Source organism: Shewanella sp. MF05960, from assembly GCF_050849305.1.
Lineage (GTDB): Bacteria > Pseudomonadota > Gammaproteobacteria > Enterobacterales > Shewanellaceae > Shewanella.
Genome location: NZ_JBOZPS010000013.1, coordinates 24,697 through 39,410 on the forward strand (window position 1 = coordinate 24,697; position 14,714 = coordinate 39,410).

At 41.4% G+C, this 14,714-nt stretch carries 8 protein-coding genes; 2 read left to right on the top strand and 6 right to left on the bottom strand.

Going from position 1 to position 14,714, the window contains the following annotated elements:
• Positions 1–319 precede the first annotated feature (319 nt).
• From ACROAE_RS13730 to cysK, 4 genes are all read right to left on the bottom strand, one after another.
• Complete coding sequence (locus ACROAE_RS13730) at positions 320–1,852, bottom strand: DUF3360 family protein (protein ID WP_432402663.1); 1,533 nt, start codon at positions 1,850–1,852, stop codon at positions 320–322.
• Between the two features lie 922 nt (positions 1,853–2,774).
• On the bottom strand, positions 2,775–3,665 hold the full coding sequence (locus tag ACROAE_RS13735) for a LysR substrate-binding domain-containing protein (RefSeq protein ID WP_432402665.1): 891 nt from the start codon (positions 3,663–3,665) through the stop codon (positions 2,775–2,777).
• 220 nt (positions 3,666–3,885) lie between these two features.
• Complete coding sequence (locus ACROAE_RS13740) at positions 3,886–6,726, bottom strand: TonB-dependent receptor domain-containing protein (protein WP_432402667.1); 2,841 nt, start codon at positions 6,724–6,726, stop codon at positions 3,886–3,888.
• Positions 6,727–7,453: 727 nt separating this feature from the next.
• The gene (gene cysK / locus ACROAE_RS13745) at positions 7,454–8,419 is read right to left on the bottom strand and encodes a cysteine synthase A (RefSeq protein ID WP_432402669.1); all 966 of its coding nucleotides are present in this window, start codon (positions 8,417–8,419) and stop codon (positions 7,454–7,456) included.
• 388 nt (positions 8,420–8,807) lie between these two features.
• On the opposite strand from cysK, the gene ACROAE_RS13750 reads away from it, so the two are divergent.
• Positions 8,808–9,929 carry a beta-ketoacyl-ACP synthase III gene (locus ACROAE_RS13750; protein WP_432402671.1) on the top strand — a complete coding sequence of 374 codons (1,122 nt, stop codon included), beginning with the start codon at positions 8,808–8,810 and terminating at the stop codon, positions 9,927–9,929.
• 39 nt (positions 9,930–9,968) lie between these two features.
• Positions 9,969–11,198, top strand: a complete 1,230-nt coding sequence (locus ACROAE_RS13755) for a response regulator (protein WP_432402673.1) — start codon at positions 9,969–9,971, stop codon at positions 11,196–11,198.
• A gap of 90 nt (positions 11,199–11,288) precedes the next feature.
• Here the strand turns inward: ACROAE_RS13755 and ACROAE_RS13760 are convergent, their stop codons facing one another.
• Both ACROAE_RS13760 and cysZ read right to left on the bottom strand, forming a co-directional pair.
• On the bottom strand, positions 11,289–13,595 hold the full coding sequence (locus ACROAE_RS13760; RefSeq protein ID WP_432402837.1) for a DUF5916 domain-containing protein: 2,307 nt from the start codon (positions 13,593–13,595) through the stop codon (positions 11,289–11,291).
• Positions 13,596–13,836: 241 nt separating this feature from the next.
• Positions 13,837–14,610 (bottom strand): sulfate transporter CysZ, encoded by a 774-nt coding sequence (cysZ, locus tag ACROAE_RS13765; protein ID WP_432402675.1) that lies wholly within the window; start codon positions 14,608–14,610, stop codon positions 13,837–13,839.
• Positions 14,611–14,714 lie beyond the last annotated feature (104 nt).

Consider the following 14,714-nt stretch of genomic DNA (forward strand, 5'->3'; position numbering starts at 1 on the left):
AGTATGTACATTCAATGTCTAGGAACATTCGCTAGACTGAGTCGTTTACCGCTTCTGCGACATTCTTGGCAACTTGTGTGCCTAACTCACTTAATGACGCTTCAGATGTAGTAACCGGCTAATGGTTTAAATTGGTAAGACCATTTATCCATGCATTAATAATAGCACAAGACTTCACTATTTTCGGCAGAATTCGTTAATGGATTGGTAAAAGTGTTAACTGGTTAACAATCCCGTTTATTATTTGGTGTCAGCCGGGCATAAAAAAGCGAAACCAGATCCGTTTCGCCTTTTTGATAGTGCTATGCGCTGGTTAAAATTACAACAACGCAGGGATGCCTTCAATCATACCCACAGCAAGCATGGCGGCTAAACAAATCACAAATGCAAGCCCAGGGATCACGATACGGTCAGCAAATGATAATGTTTTAGGACGCTCTTTATCACCAATTAAGCCATTGTTATCTAATAACATGGTTAATGCCCAGGCTAATACTGGATTGGCAACAAATGCGGCAAAAATACAAATACCTGCAGCTTGGCTGCTAGTGGTATCTTTTACCATTTGTAATCCGGCTTCAAGTAACGGTAAAAATACCCCTACCAGTAACGCAATTGACATCACAGGACGCCACACGGTGATATCCATCGGATAACCCACAATCGCCACAATAATACATAAACTGCCAAGTAAAATTGCACCCGCTGGAATTGGACGTTTAGCGATAGCGGCTGGGATCATGTATGTCCCCCAAGATGAGGTGATATTACCCCCACCCACAGCGGTCCCGACCATCTGCCTGATTGAACATGTGGTCATAGTGTCATCCACATCCATCAAGACTTTTTCAGCGCCTTTAGGGTAGTTCAGTTCTTGGAAAATACGGTGACCGAGAAAGTCTGGTGACCACATGGCAACCGCTAAAATAGCAAACGGTAACGAGGCAATAAAGTGCGCCATATTCGGTAAGCCTAACATCCAACCGTGTTCGGTAGAGCCCCACCAATACACAGGGTTTAGATTAGGAATACCAGGGGCGGTGGTAAATTGCAGGTCAAGCCCGGCGCCAAGACCAAATGCTAATGCAATGGCGGCAATTGAACATAATGGAATGGCTAACCAACGCTTGCCAAATTTGGCTAACGAGGCGTAGATAATCACGTTGATGACCAAAATAATAAAGGCAACATAACCCAATGAATAATCTAAACTGTGTTTAGCTTGCAAGCCGCCAGCCCAGTCGAACAAGGAGCCAATTTGGCTTTTTGCCCCCATAAAACCGAGGAAGACTAACAACCCTCCAGCAACCCCGCTACTGGTAAGATTGACCAGTTTTGAGCCGCCTTTAAAGTAACTGAGTATTAATCCAAATATACCGATTAATATGGCAAGTGCTAGAGGATGCGCACCGGCAAGGGCGATAGTACCAATGAGGGGGATCATGGGGCCGTGGTTACCACCCAGATTGGCGCGTGGATTAATTAATCCCGAACTAATAATGCAAAAGAGTAAGGCAGGAATGAGCATTTCTACGCGCACAATTTGAATAGCAAATTCGGCACCTAGACTCACATGATCCCACTTTTCACTTAAGCCAGAAGCCCATGCTGCCATTACTGCCGAGTACATAACAGTAATGCCAATGGTACCCGCGATGGCAGGGACTAAATCTTCCCATTCAAAGCGAAAATCACGTCCAGGAAGGTTAAGTCCCCAACGCCTTGGTTTCATTATTTTTAATTCGTTTTCTAAGTAGGCATCACGAGTAGCAAATTCACTGGCTGGGCGGTGAAGTTCGCTGTAACTCGCTTCTGTATCGGGTGTGGCTGAATGACTGGCTTTATCTGACATAATTTCTCATTCTCCGAAAAGAACAGGTTATTTCATCAATTGATGAAGTTGAGTGTGTTCCATTGAAGTGATGGCGGGTGTCCATTAGGTCAGCTTGCCAGTGAGCTTAATCAGCTCTAATCACTTTACTCGACTGTGATGCATTGTAATTAAATTGCATCACAGTGATGTCCATATTTACGGCTTAGTTAATGCTTATTTTGTGCTTTCACTTTCTTGGTAAGACCAATTTACCTGTTGATTTTAGCATAGGCTTGCGTAGTCATCACTTGCTATCAATAAAGTTGATGTTTTGTTTACGCTAAGTGGGAGCTGGTTAACAAGTTGATGGCAAAATTAGATCAATAAATACAGCTTAAATCGAGTCAAAAAGTCAAAAAATGTACAGCTTGATACTCAGTATCAATTTTACTGATCGAGTGTGACACTTTTATTTAGCGTAGTTGGGGCCCAAATTTAGATGTTCACGCAGCTTATATTTCGTTTGCAGAGCCAGTAAAGCATCATTAAATAATGCAACATGCTTTTGACTTAGAAACTCAGCGTAGAGGGCTCGCTTGGTCAGATAACGATACGTTTAACTTTGATTGGGTTTATTCATTTGATTGGGTTTATCGCAATCCGCATTAATAAGCGAAGGTTTTACCTAATAAAGGGCGCAAAAGGGGGAGAGTGGTGTTGCTGATTTTTTACGGACAAAGCCATTAATATTAAGTAATGACTTCACGATATTGCAATGTGATTAACCGAGTCGGCTCAAGTGCAACGTGATTCATACAAGGGCTGGATAGCGTAGGTTGCGACAGCAATTTAATCGCCGCAATCTACTTGATTCAACATGCTGAAACTATTGGGTTTAACAGGGGTAATACTTAAGTCTGCAATCAGTATGTCAGAGGAGGGCAGATTAACCCGTGGCGCATTATTCTCGAGTTAATCTTTTCGCTTCAGCAATGAGGCAATTGCGTAATGGGTTATCACCCGTGTCTTGACGCCAAATAAACGATAAATGGCGCTTTAAGTTTAGTTCCGGCGTGGTTAATACCACTAATTCCCCTTTGGCGACGTCTTTTTCAACATCTAAATAGGGCAGGCAACTTAAATATACGCCATTTTTGACTAATGCTTTTAATAAGCCGACATGTTCGTATTCTTTCCAAACATTTAATTGAACGATTAATCCGTGAATAGCGGCATCAAAAATGCGTCTTGTGCCAGCTCCAGGCTCTCTTAATACCCATTTTGCTTGTTCTAATTGCGACACACTGGTTTGTTTGTGTTTGGCAAATGGATGATGCGGTGAGGCTACGACCACAAGGTGATCGTCAATCCAGGGCTCTTGGTGTAATCGGCTGTCATCGATACGACCTTCAATAATCCCTAAATCAAATTGGTAATCAAGTACTTCTTTGGCGACGTGGTCACTATTTTCAACGGCTATTTCAATCCTCAGCTCAGGAAAATCATTATCAATTTTACTGATAAGCTTAGGCAATAAATGTTCTGCTGCTGTCTGGCTTGAACACAGTTTAACCGTGCCGCTAATAATATGTTGGTCATGCAGGCCTAAGGCAATTTGTTGCGCATCTTGCAATAACTTTTGTGCTCTTGGGCGCAGCCATTGCCCCCAGTGGCTCATTATTAGCCGATTTCCCTGGCGAATAAATAGCGGCCGTCCTAATAAATGCTCTAGTTGGCTTAACGACATGCTGACCGCAGATTGACTCATCGATAATTTTTTGGCCGCAGCACTAACACTTTCGAAACTGGCGACAGCATCAAAAACAGCGATTTGTTTCAGTGTATAGTGCATAAGTTACCTATTGATTATTCGAGCTTTAAATTTTTATGTTGGTTAATCGTCGTTTATTTTTGTGGTTTGGTACAGTGCTTAATGTTGGTTTTGTGGCGAGGTTAGCAGTAATTTACGTTCACTCAGGATAAGGACTGGCGTAAATAGATTATAAATAAAGAAACGGCATCCTAAGATGCCGTTCGAATATCGATCAATGATACGGATTAGCTATCCATATTTAGAACTTGTATGTAGCTGTTGTGTGGAAGTAACGGCCTACGTTGTCATAAGCAGAACTTTCTGCACTAGTCCCTGTTGTGCCGTAAGGTAAGTCACGATTAAATAGATTATCAATACCAAATTTTAATGAAATACCAGAATCGAAGCTGTAAGACACAGAGGCATCGCTGATGTAGTAATCACCATATGCCATCGCGCTGCTAGGATTCGCGTTGTTGTCCAGGGTGTAGTTAGTGTATAAATCTACCGCCTGAATGTAACGGGTTCTCCACGAGTAGTCCCAATTATCGATAGCATAGTTAATGCTCCAGTTAGCTTGCCATTTAGCATAACCTGCAGTACCGGCAAATTCTTCGAAGGCATCTGGCTCATCTTGGAACAAGAAGTCTTTACGTTTTAATAGACGAGTTGCAACAATATTTGTGCGAACATCACCATTAAATGCTTCAAAGGTATAACTGATATCAAAGTCGATACCCGCGGCTTCAAGTGCAGAGATGTTTAATGATTGCTGTCTAATTTCGGTAATTTCACTGGTGCTTGAATCGCGAGTAATTAACTTACAATACTCATTATCAATACCATTTTTTGAGTCGACGCAGCGGTTAAGAATATTTTGTGAATCTACAACACTAATGGCATTTTCTATTTCAATGTTCCAATAGTCAGTTGTAATCGATAAACCATCGATAAAGCCTGGCTGATAAACCACGCCTAAGGTGTAACTCTTAGACTCTTCTGCTTCTAATTCTTCATTGCCACTGCTGACACCGTCAAGGGTTTCATCGTCATAATCAGAATCAAAACCCGTTGCCACACCTAAAGCTGTGCAGTTTGCTTGGCGGATTGTTGAATCATTTTGCTCGCCTAAACTGGTTGCACGACAAGGATCTTCTACACTGAAGAAGGTTTGGCTTTCTGCGCCGTAAAGCTCACTGATGTTAGGTGCACGAATGGCTTCAGAGTAAGTGGTACGGACACGAATTTCGTCGTCTACTTCCCAGCTTAAGCCTGTTTTCCACGTTGTTGCATTGCCAATGGTGCTGTAATCAGCAAAACGGATAGCAAGGTCGAGATCTAACTGACGAACCATGGGTAAATCAGCAAGTAACGGTAAGGTCATTTCAGCAAATATTTCGCGAACGTTAAACTCACCTTTATCTTCGCCTAGTACGTTAAAGAATGTACCTTCAGCATTATTAGGTTCAAATACTTCACTTTCTTCTTTGCGGTATTCAACACCCGTAGAGAAACCAACATAACCGGCTGGCAATTCAAACAAACCAGAGTTTGTCATGCTGCCGCCTAACACCGTTTGCTTAATAACAGATGTGCCTGTAGACGTGGTATTAATATAATCGATGGCTTCCTGGCTTGGTGCGCCATAACCAAAAATATCAACCGCAACACAACCTGCCGCTCTTGCCGTTTCGTCACGACACACAGCTTCACCATCCACTAAAATCGAATCAAGTGCGTTGCTATAGTTACTATATACAAGGTTGTTTTTATTAATACGTTCAAGATCAGTCTGACCATAAACGGCATAAAGATCGTAGTCCCAATCTTCAAAAACAATACCGTCTAAGCCTAAAACATAACGTTGAGTTTCACGGGTATCATCTTCAATGCGCGCACCTAAGTCAGTCATAAAGCGACGAACATTGATGGTGTCTGTATTATTGTCTCGCATTAGGCTTGCCAGTTCAGGGCTGACAAAGGCGTTATCAATGCTAACGTTGTTCACTGGGTTGCTAAAGAAGAATGCAGGCTGACTTTCACCGGTTGACTGACTATTAGCGTATTTAGCTTCAAAATACACATTATGGTCATCGTTCAGTTGATAGTTGGTTTTAAAGTTAACGTTGTAACGCTCAAATTCTGGTTGCAATGTAACAAACTGATTTAAGTTAGTGAAATCACACTCAGCACAACGGATACCATCAACATTTTTACCTAAATACACATCTTTCATTGAACCGTCGGCATTAAAGGTTTTCCAACCATCTAAATAAATCGTACCGGCGTTACTAATGCTGTAATGGCCAGCATTAGGTGTCAGGATTTTGTCTGGGTTAGCCGGGTCGTTATTGTCTTCTGTGCGACTTGTATTGGCTAAACTGGCAAAAGCAGTTGAGGTTTGATCACGGTCAAATGCACGTAATTGCTCCTGAGAGCTATATTCCACCGCAAAAGCAACGTTACCATCACCTTGTGCAAAGTCTTTACCGTAAGATAACGAAAAGCGATCTTTTTTAAAGTCGCTATCATCGGCCCAGCCTTTGGTGGCTGATACATCTAAACCGTTAACATTTTTCTTTAAAATAAAGTTAACAACACCGGTTACCGCATCTGCACCATAAATTGCCGATGCGCCACCTGTGATCACTTCTACTTTATCAATCCACACACTTGGGATGGTGTTAACGTCTACAGACGATGAACCCGCAGAGCTTGATACATGGCGTTTACCATTAACAAGCACCAATGTTCTGGCGGTACCCATGCTTCTTAAATCAAGTATGTTAAGCCCTGATGTGCCAATTGAATTACCTGAATTCGCTAATGAGAAAGTATTACCAAGTGCAGGTAATTGGTTTAGCGCTTCACCAATATTGGTTACACCTGTTGATAATAATTCATCACCGGTAATCACTGTCACAGGCGTTGGCGCAATTGCACCTTCACGAATAATACGTGAACCAGTGACTGAAATACGTTCTACATTTGACGCCGCGGTGTCTTCAGCGATGGCATTGATTGATGTGGTGGCAGACAACACGACACCACTCATTAACGCAATGCGAACCGCATTGGCTAATTTTGAATTAACTTGCATTTTATCACTCCCAGAAATGTTTTTTATTATGATGTAATTAATTGCAGCACTTCGCAGAGTAGGCTGACATAACATTACACGAGCATGGGTATAACGATAAATTCAATAAAAAACAACACTATAAAGATTAGGTATTTAAAAATAAGCGTTAACTCATGTCGTCATTTTAATAAACAAATAATCAACAAGTGAGTGACTAAAATACAAATTTGTCAGGACGATAATTTACAAAAGCTGAATTTGTTACGGAATTGTATCGATTGAGGCGTTTTTGATGGGTTATAGGTGAATGACCAATCTAATCTTGTTGATTATATGTAAAGTGAATTATTTCACAATTTAGATGAATTTATTTAACGATGTGATCTTTTAATATAAAAATGACGTTAAACAGTCAGATTGAATATTGGATTCAATATATTTTCACTTCGATTAATTTGCTCAAATCAGTGAGTCATAATCACTAATAGATTCATTTATGCGGTATTTATGCAGAAAATATCACTATTTATTGCTTATCTAGTGAGTTTTGCGTGTAGACAAGAATATCACATTAAGTTGAATCTTGGACATGCAATAAACTTTGTATTTTATTGTTTTGCTCTTGTTGATTTAAAAAGTAGAAACAATAGAAGGTTAGTCAAAATAGAAGCAATAAAAAATGCCAACAAGTTCATTGTTGGCATTTTAGGATTGCTTTAGCCTTATTTCAGGCCCAAGTTTTGTATTACTGTACGTTCTCGCTGTCGCTAAATTCGCCAGCAAATAATACTGATGATAAATAACGCTCTGCTGCAGAAGGTAAAATAACCACAATAGTCTTATCTGCAAATTCAGGTAATGCGGCGATACGGTTGGCAGCCACTACAGCTGCACCAGAAGAAATACCCACTAGGATACCTTCTTCTTTCATTAAACGGCGCGCCATTTCAATTGAATCTTCATTACTTACAGCTTCAACACGGTCAATAATCGACAAATCTAAGTTACCAGGAATAAAGCCAGCACCGATACCTTGAATTTTGTGTGGACCTGGTTGAATCGGTTGTCCTGCTAACGCTTGGGCAATAACCGGTGAATCAACGGGCTCTACGGCAACAGAAGTAATGGTTTTACCTTGCGCTTTCAAGTAGCGGCTCACACCTGTTAACGTACCGCCAGTACCTACACCGGCAACAAACACATCAACTTCACCATCGGTATCGTTCCAGATTTCTGGGCCGGTGGTTTTTTCATGAATTTCTGGGTTAGCAGGGTTACTAAATTGACCCAGCACTAAATATTTTTCTGGCGCTGATTGGCGAATTTCTTCAGCCTTATCGATGGCACCTTTCATGCCTTTGGCGCCTTCTGTTAACACTAGGTTTGCACCTAATGCTTTAAGCAGTTTGCGACGCTCAAGGCTCATGGTGTTTGGCATGGTTAGGGTTAACTTGTAACCACGTGCAGCAGCAACATAAGCAAGTGCAATACCTGTGTTACCCGAAGTCGGTTCAATTAACTCGATATCTTTGGTTAGCAGACCTTTCTTTTCAGCATCCCAAATCATGTTCGCGCCAATACGACACTTAACACTGAAGCTTGGGTTACGGGCTTCTACTTTTGCTAACACTTTGCCATTGCTGACACGGTTTAAACGAACTAACGGGGTATTACCTAAAGTGTATGAATTATCTTCGAAAATTTTGCTCATGGATTATTTGCTCCTATGGTTGCATTGCTCAATCATAATCTGCTTGGCAGGATTTAGAAGTGAAAGTTTGTTCTTCTTTATTCCTTTTAGTTATTAGCGTTAATGCTGTTATACTAAAACGACAGTTTTTGGCGGGTTTTCGGGCTTTTCGGCCAAATAAACACCATTCGATGGTCCGACCATCATGCAAATTTAATTTAGTATGACGAAAACAAAATATAAAATACTAGAATAGCTGCAATAAGTTAATTCAGCTCGGTTGAAATGTAACGAGGCAGATGACGAGCGTGATTATTGCGATAGCATTATCATACTTCACTCGCATCATGGGAATGTCTGGTTGCTGATGAGCATTAACTCACTTACTCACTAATAATGGTAGAGCAAAATGAATAAAGTTGTGATTTCTGGCAGTGGTTTATATACCCCTCCTTATAGCGTGTCTAACGATGAATTGGTGACCTGTTACAACAGTTATGTTGATCAATTTAACCAACAGCATGCTGCAGACATTGAAGCAGGCACTACTGCTGCATTGGCTTACTCTTCGAGTGAGTTTATTGAAAAAGCATCAGGTATTAAAAGTCGTTATGTGATGGTAAAAGACGGTATTTTAGATACAGACATCATGATGCCCTTGATTGCCGACAAACCTTCTGATGCTTTATCAATGCAAGCTGAAATGGGGATTGCAGCGGCAACGCAAGCCTTAGCGCAAGCCAATTTAACCGCAGACGATATTGATTTAGTCATTGTCGCCTGTGCTTATACCCAGCGAGCGTACCCGGCCATTGCGATTGAAATACAACAAGCTATGGGCACTAAAGGCTTTGCGTATGACATGTTAGTGGCGTGTTCGTCTGCGACGTTTGCTATTGTGAATGCGGTTAATGCCATCCGCGGTGGTACGGCTAATCGTGTGTTAGTGATTAATCCTGAGCTGACTTCACCACAAATTAACTTCCGCGATCGCGATAGCCACTTTATCTTTGGTGATGTGGCGACGGCCGTGGTGGTTGAGCGTGCTGAGCTTTCAACCTCAGAGCATGCCTTTAGTGTGTTATCGACGCGATGTGTCACTGACTACTCAAGTAATATTCGCAGCAACTTCGGTTTTGTTAACCGCTGCGATCCTGCGCAGGCCAACAGCGCAGATAAACTATTTCACCAACAAGGGCGCAAAGTGTTTAAAGAGTTGCTGCCGATGATTTATCAGCACCTTGACGCACAATTTTCTGATGAACAAATAAAGCCTGAAGAATTTAAGCGTTTATGGCTCCATCAAGCCAACATAAACATGAATTTATTTGTAGTGAAGAAGCTTCTTGGTGATAATGTTGAGCCATCACAAGCACCTATCGTACTTGATGAATATGCTAATACAGCATCGGCAGGGTCAGTGATTGCATTTCATAAATTCAATCAAGATTTTAAAACGGGCGATTTAGGTTTATTGTGCTCATTTGGCGCTGGCTATTCGATAGGTAGTATAGTGCTCGAAAAGTGCTAACTCATTAGTGCACCGATAATAATTAACAAGGTGAAAGTATTGCGAGTATTGATTGTTGAAGACAGCACTACCATATCTAAAATCTTGAAGCATTTAATTGTACAAGATCTTGGTTATCATGTGGACGTTGCGCCAGATATGTCTAGTGCATTGGCGTTATTAGAGCAACATCAATACTTTGTCGTCGTCGCAGACTTAAACCTGCCAGACGCCTCCAATGGTGACATTGTGCGTCTGGTATTAACGTCTTATAAAACGCCTTGTATTGTGCTCACCAGTAATTTAGATGCTCACCAGCGTCGGGAAATTCTCAAGCTTGGTATTGTTGATTATATTCCTAAAGATAATCGATACAGCTATCAATACGTGGTTAAACTTATCGACAGGTTGTATCGCAATCAACAGGTTAAAGTGTTGGTGGTCGATGACTCAGTGGTTAGCCGTAAATTTGTGCGTATGTTGCTTGAACATCATTTGTTTCAAGTGATTGAAGCAAAGGACGGTGAAGAAGCATTAACGGTACTTGAGCAAGAGCCTGATATTCAGTTGTTGATTACTGACTACAACATGCCAAAAATTGATGGTGTAGAATTAATATTGCGGGTACGCGAGAAATATAATCGCGAAGATATCGCGATTATTGGCTTATCGAATGACAACGACGAAAGCTTATCGGCCAAGTTTATTAAAAACGGTGCCGATGATTTCTTGCAAAAACCGTTTGTCCATGAAGAGTTTCATTGCCGGGTACTTAATACTTTAGATGCGCTCGATATGATGCGCAATTTATGGGCTAAGGCTAATCGTGATTATTTAACTCAATCTTACACTCGTCGGTATTTTTTCAGTCAGCATAATAGCAAAGACTCTGATAACGGATTATTGTCGGTGGCATTGTTAGATTTAGATTTTTTCAAAAAAATTAACGATACCCATGGTCATGATGTTGGCGATCAAGTGTTAATTGAATTTGCTCAGCGATTAGAAAATGCTTTTGCAGCAAACTTTACTGTTGCACGTTTTGGTGGTGAAGAGTTTGTGATTGCCTTTAAAGGCTTGGACAGCACTAAAGCCAGTACGTTAGTGAATAAGTTTAGAGAGCAATGTACCATAAGCCCTATATCTACCACGGCGGGGGATTTACAGGTGTCATTCAGTTGCGGCGTATCGACCCGAGATAACGAAACGCTCGATCATGCATTACAGCGCGCCGATGAGTTACTCTATCAAGCCAAAGCGGCAGGGCGTAACCAGGTGATGAGTCAGTAATACTTATTGTTTAACCCTAAGATACACACACAAACGCCGTTGATCATATTTATCAACGGCGTTTTTGTGTGGCTAATTTATTGGCATGCTTTATAACAACCAGGCATAACTCAGCTTCATGAAGTAGGTTTTCTCATGTTGCGTTAACGAATCTATATCATCGTTTGCCACAAATGCGTCAGAATACCCCACATAAAATACACTTTGCGGATTTAACTTATAGCCGTATAGCAATTCGTTGCCTAAGTCTTGATAGAGCTTATCTGGATTTTGGTACAGATATAAATTAGGGTCGCGTTCAATGCGGGTATATACACTGCTTAAGCGGATAAAGCTATTGAGGGTTAATTGCCAATTTAAGCGTACATCACTGAGGTTGGCGGTAAATAAACGGCCATCGGCAACATCTAAGGTTTGGTAACGGTGTGAAAAATCGAGCACTAACGACTCTGTTATCTTCCATTCAATACCCGGATTATACATGTGTACTGTAGCAGGGCGGTTGTTGGCAAAATCGATATCATCACCCAAGTACATATCCAATTCGAGCTTGAGTGAGCCTACTGGGGTAAAATTGGTATATAACCAGCCTAAGGTTTCTTCAAACAGGGTGGTGTTATCGTTAATATCAATGATGCTCGGGTTATGACGTCTGCCCACTCGTTCGCGCTGAATAATTCCTGTCGCAATATAACTTTGTAAGCCACCTTCAAACTCAATAAACATTTCGGTTTCTTGTTCGAGGCGTTCATTATTTTGGCTATGGGTAATATCCCAGTCTCCGCCCAATTCTATGCGGTTAAAAAAGCTGTTGTCCGGATACCAAATATAACCGCCACCAAACACAAATTTAGCTAAATCAACTTTATCGATAAAGCCTAAATCGGCTCTAAAATCGCTGCCTATTGATTCATAATTAGTAGAGACATACCAGCTCCGACGCTCGTGTTGATAGGCAATGTTGTACATTCTATCATCAAATTTATCGTCTTTATTGGTGCGCAATACTCGTTCGTTAATGGCACAATCACCTATTTCACAGCCATCTAAAGCATCACTACAATCGTCACTACCGCAAAATTGATTGAAAAATTCATCTGGGTATTGTGTTTGCGAGTGGGCATATTGCGCGGTAAACGTGTCTTGCTTCGTGGGTTGATATTTAACGTCAACGCTTGCTAAATAGTTATGGTAATCATCCGCTTGCTTTAAGGTGACTAAACCACCAATCGAAAATTGCTTACTCGGGTCAAATCGGTATCGCGTTGCAACGTTATGGCTTTGCTCATTAATGACAGCAATATCGGAGCTTAGGTTACCAGGCACTAAAAATTGGCTTTGAATGTCATTAGCCGCCAACATTGCAAAGGTATGATCGTCAGTTTTGCTGGTGAGCTTTAAACCATAGTCTGGCGAGCCAATATTACGGGTATGCAGTAAATCTAATTGAGTATCAAAATAGTCTTTATTGTCTAAAAAGAACGCGCGTTTCTCTGGGAAAAATAGCGCAAAGGTATTGTTAACATCTAATTGCCCTGCGTCGGCTTCAACTTGTGAGAAATCGGGGTTAATGGTGGCATTAAGTAACGTCGTTGGGGTGATCCCCCAACGTAGGTCAACACCCGCTTCCACGTTGGTATTATCTTGCCACGGGCCTGTTGATGCAATGTCTCGCTGATGATTTTGGTCAGCCACAAAAGATGGCGTTATTTGGAGGTCTTTACCTTGTGTCGCTCCAGCAAGGCCAGAGGCTGTACCTAATTGGCAAAGCTGGCATGCTACATTACGATCAATTTGATGAGTCGATAATCGATGGGTTTCATTACGAGGATAAAAACGGACTAATTCTATCCCCCACGTTTGCAAAGGGTGGCTGTCATCAAAGTTAAACAAGCGCAGTGGCAGTTGTATTTCAACTTGATAGCCTTGCTCGGTCAATTTACCTTTACTGTACCAAATACCGTCCCAGGCATCACTTTCCTGGCCAGTGAGTTCGTTTTCAATTGAATCACTTTGTACCCCATAAGCATTGATAAAAAATTGGTAGGCTAGACGGGCATTGTTAAACGTGTCGAGCTTAATACCGACCATATCGTCGCCCCAGGATTTATCTCGGTCTCTCAGGTTTACCCTGATATTCTCTGGCGATGGATCGTGAGCGATAAAGGCAAAATACAAGCTAGTTTCAGAGGCAAATACTTTGGCATAGGTATTGACTGGGGCGGCAATATTTTCCCCTGGAGAGGTTTCGTATTTTAACATTACCTGTGCTGCTTGCTGCCAAACAGGCTCATTGAAGTCACCATCGATTTCAACTTCTTGATTGATAGTTGGAATATCTAAATGAAATTGTTGGCTAGAACCGGCAAAGCAGTCTTGCGATATAGCACCGGACATAACCCCAGACACAATACTTGCAATGAATACACCACGAAAAAAGTTAATCACAACCACAGTTTCTCTTTATTGTTATTTTGGCCATTGTCGCAAAAAAGTGGGTTCAGGGTAGGTCTGACATGTAATAAAAATATCAATGAATTGTTACAGAATGTTGGGCAGGCATAAAAAAGCCCGTTCAACAGAACGGGCTCATTGTGGAACATTGCATCATACCGGCTAAAACGCAGCGATTAACACACTAGTCAGGTGCAATCATTGGGTTTTTATAGGCTTCGCGATATTTGTCGACCCACATTGAGGTTGCACCACAAATTGCCACAGGCATCACAATAAAGTTCACAATCGGGATCATTGAAAACAAAGTGACCGATGCGCCAAAACTGTAGCTCGAACCTTTGGTGTTTTTAAGGGCAAACTTCATGTCATCAAAGCTGACTTTATGGTTATCAAATGGGTAATCACAATATTGAATCGCCATCATCCAGGCGGTAAATAAAAACCATAAAATCGGCGCTGCAGTTTGGCCGATGACGGGAACCCAAAATAACACCAAAAATAGCAATGCTCTGGGTAGATAGTACTTAAGCTTTGTCCATTCCCGTCCGAGCACACGCGGTAAATCTTTAACCATGTCGATAGACGTGCCAGTGTTTAAGTTTTTGCCGGTAAGATGTTGTTCCACTTTTTCAGCGAGTAAGCCATTAAAAGGGGCGGCTAACCAGTTCATTACCGAACTGAATATAAACGACATCACCACTAACATAGTCAGCACTGCCAAGGGCCATAAAAAGAAATGCAACCAACTCAGGTAATCGGGTAATTGGCCATCCATCCAGTCAAAAAGTTGTGTCAGTTGGCCAACAGCAAGATACATCGCTCCAGCAAAAAGCACTAAATTGATCATCAGCGGGATAAACACAAATGAGCGTAACCCTGGCTGTTTAATTAATTGAAAGCCTTGCATAAAATAATTTACACCGCTCTTTTTAACGGTCTGAGTGTTGTTTACCATGTAACTCGCCTATTTTGTGACTCATGACATTGATTTTGACTAGGCAAAGACAATAAAACAAGCGATAAACTGTTTCAAAAGGATAAAAATCGTTACAAAATGCG

Excerpts from the sequence above, each read along its gene's own strand:
- ACROAE_RS13750 (WP_432402671.1), top strand. The coding sequence starts at position 8,808 with ATGAATAAAGTTGTGATTTCTGGCAGTGGTTTATATACCCCTCCTTAT.
- ACROAE_RS13760 (WP_432402837.1), bottom strand. The coding sequence starts at position 13,595 with ATGTCCGGTGCTATATCGCAAGACTGCTTTGCCGGTTCTAGCCAACAA.
- ACROAE_RS13735 (WP_432402665.1), bottom strand. The coding sequence starts at position 3,665 with ATGCACTATACACTGAAACAAATCGCTGTTTTTGATGCTGTCGCCAGT.
- cysK (WP_432402669.1), bottom strand. The coding sequence starts at position 8,419 with ATGAGCAAAATTTTCGAAGATAATTCATACACTTTAGGTAATACCCCG.
- ACROAE_RS13730 (WP_432402663.1), bottom strand. The coding sequence starts at position 1,852 with ATGTCAGATAAAGCCAGTCATTCAGCCACACCCGATACAGAAGCGAGT.
- cysZ (WP_432402675.1), bottom strand. The coding sequence starts at position 14,610 with ATGGTAAACAACACTCAGACCGTTAAAAAGAGCGGTGTAAATTATTTT.
- ACROAE_RS13740 (WP_432402667.1), bottom strand. The coding sequence starts at position 6,726 with ATGCAAGTTAATTCAAAATTAGCCAATGCGGTTCGCATTGCGTTAATG.